The organism is Muriicola sp. (assembly GCF_041567615.1).
In the GTDB taxonomy this organism is placed as follows: domain Bacteria; phylum Bacteroidota; class Bacteroidia; order Flavobacteriales; family Flavobacteriaceae; genus Muriicola.
This window is the reverse complement of the sequence record NZ_JBFGBM010000133.1, coordinates 1-7,792: the sequence shown is the minus strand read 5'-3', so window position 1 is coordinate 7,792 and position 7,792 is coordinate 1. Positions and strand designations below refer to the sequence as shown.

Genomic DNA, 7,792 nt, shown 5'->3' with positions numbered 1-7,792 from the left:
ATTTTCATGTTTCCGACTATTTGGAGCAAATCATAGAAAAAAAGGGAGTTGTTCAGGGGAGCAGACCGGAAAAGAAAAACCCTGCAAGTCCATGACTTTACAGGGTTCAAGTATGGTGGCGCCTCCCAGAATTGAACTGGGGACACACGGATTTTCAGTCCGTTGCTCTACCAACTGAGCTAAGGTACCATGCCTCTTAGGCGGGGGCAAATATAATTTCAAATTTAGGAACTACCAATAAAAAAGGAAAAAAAGCCCCGTCTTTTTTTGCCCTTTTTGCAATCTTTGTAACATGAACCTCGTGATCGATGCCGGGAACACGTCCACCAAATTGGCGGTATTCAGGAAAAAGGAACTATTATTCCATTCCACTACCGATGCCGACGGCTTTCACAAGACCGTAAAAGACATTTTTTCCAAATTTCCGGACATCTCCCATGCCCTGGTGGCCTCTGTAGGCCTCCTTAGTAAACGCGAGCTCGACGTATTGGCCATCTTCTGTAAAGTGGAACTGCTTACCTCCGTATCCAAGGTACCTTTCAAGAACTCCTATGCGAGTCCGGATACCCTGGGGGTAGACCGAATCGCCCTGGCCACGGCTGCCTTTTACAACTACCCCCATACCAATGTGCTCGTCATAGACGCAGGTACCTGTATCACCTACGACATGGTCAACGATTACGGGGAGTACCTGGGTGGGGCCATTTCCCCCGGCCTGCGCATGCGATACCAGTCGCTCAACGAGCATACCGCCAGATTGCCCCTGCTCGATCCCAGTCCCTTTGTGGAGCTCATCGGCAACACCACGGAAAAGAGCATCCACAGCGGGGTGATCTACGGGACCTGCAAGGAGATAGACGGGGTGATCGCGGAATATCACAGTAGATTCGAACATTTAACAGTTATTTTAACAGGGGGTGATGGGCAATTTTTGTCCAATCGGTTAAAAAATACCATATTTGCCAACTCTAATTTTCTTCTTGAGGGCTTGAATTATTTGCTCGATTACAACAAACACTAAATGATCAGAAAGATAGGTTTCGCCATACTATGCCTGACAGCCATGGGACTTTACGGGCAAAACGGAACCGTATCACCGTATTCCTATTTCGGGATTGGCGACCTGAGGTCCGGGACCACTATTGAGAACCGGATGATGGGCGGTCTCAGCATGTACACAGACAGCATTCACCTCACCCTGAAAAACCCTGCCGGTTACGGCAAACTGAGGCTCACCACCTACACGGCCGGAATGAGCCACAGGGAGATCTCCCTTAACAGCTTTACGGAACAGGAGAAAACCTCGGTGACCAATCTGGAATACCTGGCCATCGGTTTTCCCATCAGCCCGAAGATCTCTGCAGGGTTCGGCATCCGCCCCTTTTCTTCCGTGGGATACGACGTGCTCCAGGAAAGGACCAACACCAATGGGAATGAGGAGACCAATCTCTATTCGGGCGAAGGGGGCATCAACCAGGTTTTTTTCTCCCTGGGCTTTGAACTGGCCCGCGACCTGAACCTGGGGGCTTCCGTCAACTATAATTTCGGGACGCTCGAAAACACCAAGACCCAGCGGGTGGAAGGCTTGCAGTACGGCACCCGGGAGATACAGATTTCCGAAGTTGGGGGATACGATTTTGTCTACGGCCTGACCTTTACACCCAGGATCAAAGATAAATACACCCTGTTCACCTCCGCAGTGATCAACACCCAGGTGAACCTGGTCTCTGAAAACACACAAACCATCAATTCCTTCTCTCTATCCACCGGGAACACCATCGAAGAACTGGAGGTCAACCTGGCACAGCAAGGATTGAAAAACACGGAACTCAAGATCCCGACCATCGCCACCTTCGGCCTCGGGTTTGGAGAGGACAAGAAATGGTTCCTGGGCGCAGAATACAGCTTTCAGCAGCTCAGTACCTTTGAGAACCGTTTTCTCAGGATACAGAATCAGGAATATACGGATGCCAGCAGTTACGCCATGGGCGCCTTCTACATCCCGGACTATGCCTCTTTTAACAGCTACTTCAAAAGGGTGATCTACCGGGCCGGGGTGCGATATGATTTTACAGGTATCGTGGTCAACGGAAAGGAGATCCAGAACTTTGGCATAACTTTTGGTCTTGGCTTACCACTGGGAGGCAGTTTCTCAAACCTCAACCTCGGTTTCGAATGGGGAAAGAGGGGAACCACTGCGGCAGACCTGATAGAGGAAAAATACTTCGGGGTAAACGTAGGGGTCTCATTTAATGACAGATGGTTCCAAAAAAGGAAAATAAATTGATAAAAAATTAGTACATTAACCGCTTTAAAACGCAACACGATGAAAAAGGAACTTTACTTGATGATGTTTGCCATTTTTGGCTTTACAGGCATAAGTTTAGGACAGGGGCAAAATGCCGAATGCATGACCAACCTCTCTATCTACGCTGAGCATGCAAAAGTTAAAAATTACGACGCTGCATACGGACCCTGGAAATTGGTCTATGCCGCATGTCCCGATATTAACAAGGCCAACTTCTCCTACGGGGAGAGGATCCTGGCCCATAAGATAGACAACAGTACAGGAGCCGAGAAAGACGGGTTTATCAAGGAATTGATGAAACTCTACGATGACAGCAACAAATACTTTCCGGAAAGTTTCACCAAAGGTGGGGTAGCCATCGATAAGGTGCTCTTGATGTACGATAACAAAATGGCCTCTGACGAGGAGATCTTCAATGCGTTGGACAAGGCCTTTAAAGAAGACCGTGCGAACTTCAAGAATCCCAAAGCCCTGTATCTGTACTTTTCCAGCCTGGTGGACCTTCACAATGCCGGAAAAAAAGATCTGCAGGACGTATTCAACACCTATGATGATGTAACTGAAAAAATTGAAGAGGAGAATGCAGAGCTCACAGATGTCATCACCAAGTTGCTTCCAAAAGAAGATGCAGGTACCCTCACCTCAAAAGAGAAGAGGAGCCTTAGGGTGGCTACCACCAACTCAGAATCCTATGGAAAGATCGCTTCCAGCGTGGATTCCAAACTGGGGGCCCTGGCCGACTGTGAGAACCTGATCCCTCTTTACCAAAGAAACTTTGAGTCGAGAAAAGACGACGTAACCTGGGTGAAGCGAGCCGTGGGGAGAATGTTCAGCAAGGAATGTACGGACGACCCCATGTTCCGCAAATTGTTCGAAGCTCAGCTGAGACTGGACCCATCCGCCGATGCCTATGTGTACGGAGGAACCTTGAAGAAGAAATCCGGGGATAATAGCGGGGCGATAGCCGACTTTAACAAGGCCCTCGAACTGGAGACAAATCCGAGGAAGAAATCAAACATCGCTTACAAGATCGCGACCAGCTACAGGAATACCAGCAAGTCTACGGCGAGGAGCTATGCCCAGAAAGCGATAGATGCCAACCCGTCTAACGGGAATGCCTACCTTTTGATCGCCAGTCTCTATGCCTCTAGCGCCAACGAATGTGGGGACACCCCATTTGAAAAGCGTGCCGTATACTGGAGGGCTGCTGACATGGCCCGCAAGGCCGGAAGGGTTGACCCCGCGCTCAGTGGAAGGGCAGCACAGGCCGCAGCCAGCTACGATGCCAAAGCTCCTTCCAAGACCGATATCTTTAATTCCGGGATGGCCGGAAAAACCCTGGCCTTTAAATGCTGGGTTGGCGGGAGCGTGACAGTCCCCAACCTGTAAGTATGTTACCGGGAAATACCGATATAGCAAAGACAATTGCCATGGTTTTTACTGTGGCAATCTTTTTTTACGGCTGTCAGGACACCTATAAACGGGTAGGGGAGGAAAAGAAGATCCTGATCTTTCCCCAGGGGGTGGCCCAGGATTTTGAACTCACGTATACCGAGACTATTGAGGAACTGGAAAGCGAGGACAAAGGATCTTCGAGAGTGATCGCCGTACTGAAAAGCCCGTTGAGCGAGGATTATGACAACATGATCTTTAAATACCGGACCTTTCCGAAGGGACTCCTGGTGGAGTATTACGACCAGGACAACAACAAAAGTACCATCAAGGCAGACTACGGTATCATTTATTCCCAGACTAATATCATCAACCTCCGCGGGGGTGTCGTGATAGAAACCCATGACGGGAAAAAACTGGAGACTCCCCAGCTGTACTGGGACCGAAAGGACGAATGGATTTTTACCCAGGAGAAATTCACCTATACCAACCCGGAAGACGGAACCATCATGGACGGGGAGGGGATGGATTTTAACCGGGATTTTACATATTTTAAGGCCCATAGGACCTATGGGTACATATCGATTAAAGAAGACGAATCATGATCAAGATCTTGCGATTTACCGAATACCTCTACCTGGCAGTGGCCCTGATCTCCATCTATAAGATCGGAGAGCTATGGGAAACGGACCGGCAGGGTACTTACATATTTATTTTCTTTGCCGTGGTTTCCATCGGGATGTTCATCTTCCGAAGGAATTACCGTAAGCGATTCGAAAAGAGAAAGCGGGACAATAATTCATAGCCTTGGACAACGCCGTTCTCATTATCATTGTCTGCCTGATCCTCTCTGCCTTTTTCTCGGGTATGGAGATCGCATTTGTTTCTGCCAATAAGATCCATATCGAGATCGAGAAGAAACAAACGGGCTTCCTGGCCAAGGTACTCTCCCGCCTGACTCGTAAGCCCTCCAAGTTTATCGCCACCATGCTTATCGGCAACAATATTGCCCTGGTGGTTTACGGGTTCTATATGGGAGACCTGCTGATGGAGTGGTTCCAGCAAATGCTTCCTTCTTCCTACCGGTTCTTTCAGCTGGCGCTTACCGATTTCAGCCTCCTGACCCAGACCATCATCTCTACGTTGATCATCCTGATCACGGCAGAATTCCTGCCCAAGGTCTTCTTCCAGATCTATGCGAATACCCTGCTGAAGATCCTGGCTATTCCGGCCTATCTTTTCTATGCGGTGTTCTCTCCTGTATCCGAATTCGTGATCAAGGTATCCGACTATATCCTGAAGGTCTTGTTTAAGACCCGGGGAGATGAGGTTCAGTTGGCCTTCAGCAAGGTAGAGCTGGGCGATTACATCACGGAACAAATGGAAGCCGTGGAAGAGGAGGACGATCTCGACTCGGAGATACAGATCTTCCAGAACGCCCTGGAATTCTCTGCCGTAAAGGCCCGGGAGGTGATGGTACCCCGGACGGAGATCACCGCCGTGGAGCTTCACGAAACCCCTAAGAACCTCGCTAAGCTCTTTTCGGAGACCGGCTATTCCAAGATCCTCGTCTATAAGGATACCATCGACAATATCATCGGCTACATCCATTCCTATGAACTCTTTAAGAAGCCGAAGACGATCAAGAGCATCCTGCTCCCGGTGGAATTTGTGCCGGAGACCATGCTCATTCACGAGATCCTGAAGATCCTGACCAAGAAGCGGAAAAGCATGGCCGTGGTCCTGGATGAGTACGGGGGGACTTCCGGGGTGATGACCGTAGAAGACATCGTGGAGGAACTCTTCGGGGAGATCGAGGATGAACATGACACCACCGACCTGCACGAGGAACAGTTAGACGAAAGGACGTTCAAATTCTCGGCACGCCTGGAAGTTGACTACATCAACGAGACTTACAAGCTGGAGTTACCGGACACGGAAGAGTTTGAAACCCTGGGCGGACTCATCGTCCACGAGACGGGGGAGATCCCCGAGCAGGACAGCAAGATTCGGATCGGAGATTACCTGTTTACCATCCTGGAAGTGTCCAGCACCAAGATCGATCTGGTGACCCTGGAAATAGAAGAAAGTAATTAGCCCGCAACCCCCTGCAGATAGCCCTGGTTTAACTTTTATTATTTAAGGGAAAATGGTAATTTCGCCCACTGATTTCAAACAATCTAGATAAATGGCAATTTTAGAGAATATCCGGAAACGGACCACCGTACTGATTCTGATCATCGGGATGGCCCTTTTTGCATTTGTGATCTCGGGGATCTTTACCAGTGATGGTTTTTCCGGCGGAAAAGTTGGCTCCGCAGTAGGGGAGATCAACGGGGAGGAAATATCCATCGATGCCTTCAGGCAGCAGTTGGAGAGGGCTACCCGTACCAGCGGTCAGAATGCCTCCTCCATGCAGTTGGTCAACAGTATCTGGAACCAGATGGAGCGCAACACCCTCCTCGACCAGCAGATCTCTGCACTCGGGATCGAGATCGAACAGGACCAGATCATAGAGATCATCAAGAACAGCCCGGGCCTGGCCCAGAATCCCCAATTTGTGGATGAGAATGGGATCTTTGACGAACGAAGGTTCAGGGAGTTCATCCTGGAGCTCAAGGTGAATGCTCCTGCCCAGTACCAGGACTGGCTGCAGGATGAGCAGGCCATTATTGAGAATGCCAAGCAACAAGCCTATTTCAACCTGGTCCGTGCCGGGATGGGGGCAACTCTTAAGGAAGGGGAACTCGATTATAAGCTGGCCAACAATAAGGTAGACATTCGTTATGTGAGGGTTCCTTACACCTCTATCCCTGACAGCGCCATTTCGGTCACCAAAAAGGAAATTGAGGACTACATCAAGAAAAACAAAAAGAAATACACCCAGGAGCGATCCAGGGACATTCAATTCGTCTATTTTGAAGAAGCTCCCTCCGAAAAGGATGTGGAGGAGACAAAATCGGCCATAACGGCCCTGCTGGATGATACTGTGGAGTACTCTGCTGAGACAGACAGGACGGATACCATAGCCGGTTTCAGGAATACCAAAGATGTGGAGGCCTTCCTGGCCAGGTATTCCGATGCCAAATTTGACAGTATCTTTAAGGCCAAGGCGGAATTGCCCACAAACTTTGCAGATTCCCTGATGACCCTGAGAGTCGGACAAGTCTTTGGACCTTACAGGGACGGGGATGTATTCAAGGTCTCCAGGATGATGGCCAAAAAGCCGAATGGCTCCGTAAAGGCCAGCCATATCCTGATCACTTATGAAGGGGCAGAACGAGCCAATCCGGAGGTAAAGCGCACCAAGGAAGAGGCTAAGGCCAAGGCCGAGGAAGTACTCAAAAAGGCCCTGGAGCCGAATGCAGTATTTGCCCAGCTGGCCAGGGACAATTCAGACGGACCTTCCGGTCCCAGAGGGGGAGACCTCGGGTATTTCCAGGAAGGTGTCATGACCCCCAAATTCAATGATTTTGCCTTTGGCAACCCGGTGGGGTACATCGGGCTGGTAGAGACGGAATTCGGTTTTCATATCGTGAAGGTCGATGAGAAGAGGGACCTGGTGCAACTCGCTACCCTGACCCGCGATATCGAGCCCTCAGAGGAAACGATCAATACACTTTTCACCGATGCCACCAAATTTGAGATGATGTCGGTAGACTCCGAGAAAAGCCTTAGCGAGGTGGCCCAGGAGAACGACTATGTGGTAAGGCCGGTGAACAGGTTGAAAGCGATGGACGAAAACCTTCCAGGGCTTGGGGCCCAGAGAAGGATCGTACAGTGGGCCTTCAGCCAGGACACCAAACTGGGGGACATTCGCAGGTTCGATGCGAATAACGGCTATGCGGTCGTTCAACTCACCGCAACTTACAAGGAAGGCCTTATGGACGTGGAAGATGCTTCTGTTACTGTGCTTCCCCTGCTGCGAAAGAAGAAAAAGGCAGAGAGGATCAAAACGGAAAACGCCGGTAAATCCATGTCCGAGATCGCCTCTGCGAACAATACCACCGTCACAACGGCAACAGCTTTAACGGTAAAAGCCCCCACCATTCCCGGCGCAGGCAGGGAACCCCTGGTGGTCGGGACTGCCTT

At 50.0% G+C, this 7,792-nt stretch carries 7 protein-coding genes and 1 tRNA gene; 7 read left to right on the top strand and 1 reads right to left on the bottom strand.

The window, feature by feature from the left end; translation table 11 throughout:
- Positions 1-113: 113 nt before the first annotated feature.
- Positions 114-189 (bottom strand) — tRNA-Phe (locus ABYP73_RS09575).
- Positions 190-292: 103 nt separating this feature from the next.
- On the opposite strand from ABYP73_RS09575, the gene ABYP73_RS09570 reads away from it, so the two are divergent.
- The 7 genes from ABYP73_RS09570 to ABYP73_RS09540 all read left to right on the top strand — a co-directional run.
- Positions 293-1,021 carry a type III pantothenate kinase gene (locus tag ABYP73_RS09570; protein ID WP_372974162.1) on the top strand — a complete coding sequence of 243 codons (729 nt, stop codon included), beginning with the start codon at positions 293-295 and terminating at the stop codon, positions 1,019-1,021.
- Positions 1,022-2,287: a hypothetical protein gene (locus ABYP73_RS09565; RefSeq protein WP_372974161.1), complete on the top strand. Its 1,266-nt coding sequence runs from the start codon at positions 1,022-1,024 to the stop codon at positions 2,285-2,287.
- Positions 2,288-2,326: 39 nt separating this feature from the next.
- Positions 2,327-3,697 (top strand): tetratricopeptide repeat protein, encoded by a 1,371-nt coding sequence (locus ABYP73_RS09560; RefSeq protein ID WP_372945974.1) that lies wholly within the window; start codon positions 2,327-2,329, stop codon positions 3,695-3,697.
- Between the two features lie 2 nt (positions 3,698-3,699).
- Positions 3,700-4,305: an LPS export ABC transporter periplasmic protein LptC gene (gene lptC, locus ABYP73_RS09555; RefSeq protein WP_372974160.1), complete on the top strand. Its 606-nt coding sequence runs from the start codon at positions 3,700-3,702 to the stop codon at positions 4,303-4,305.
- Positions 4,302-4,505: a hypothetical protein gene (locus tag ABYP73_RS09550; RefSeq protein WP_372945972.1), complete on the top strand. Its 204-nt coding sequence runs from the start codon at positions 4,302-4,304 to the stop codon at positions 4,503-4,505. The genes lptC and ABYP73_RS09550 overlap by 4 nt, the downstream gene beginning before the upstream one ends.
- Before the next feature lie 2 nt (positions 4,506-4,507).
- Positions 4,508-5,797 carry a hemolysin family protein gene (locus ABYP73_RS09545; RefSeq protein WP_372945971.1) on the top strand — a complete coding sequence of 430 codons (1,290 nt, stop codon included), beginning with the start codon at positions 4,508-4,510 and terminating at the stop codon, positions 5,795-5,797.
- 91 nt (positions 5,798-5,888) lie between these two features.
- A partial coding sequence (locus tag ABYP73_RS09540) for a peptidylprolyl isomerase (protein ID WP_372974159.1) occupies positions 5,889-7,792 on the top strand: 1,904 nt, incomplete at its 3' end.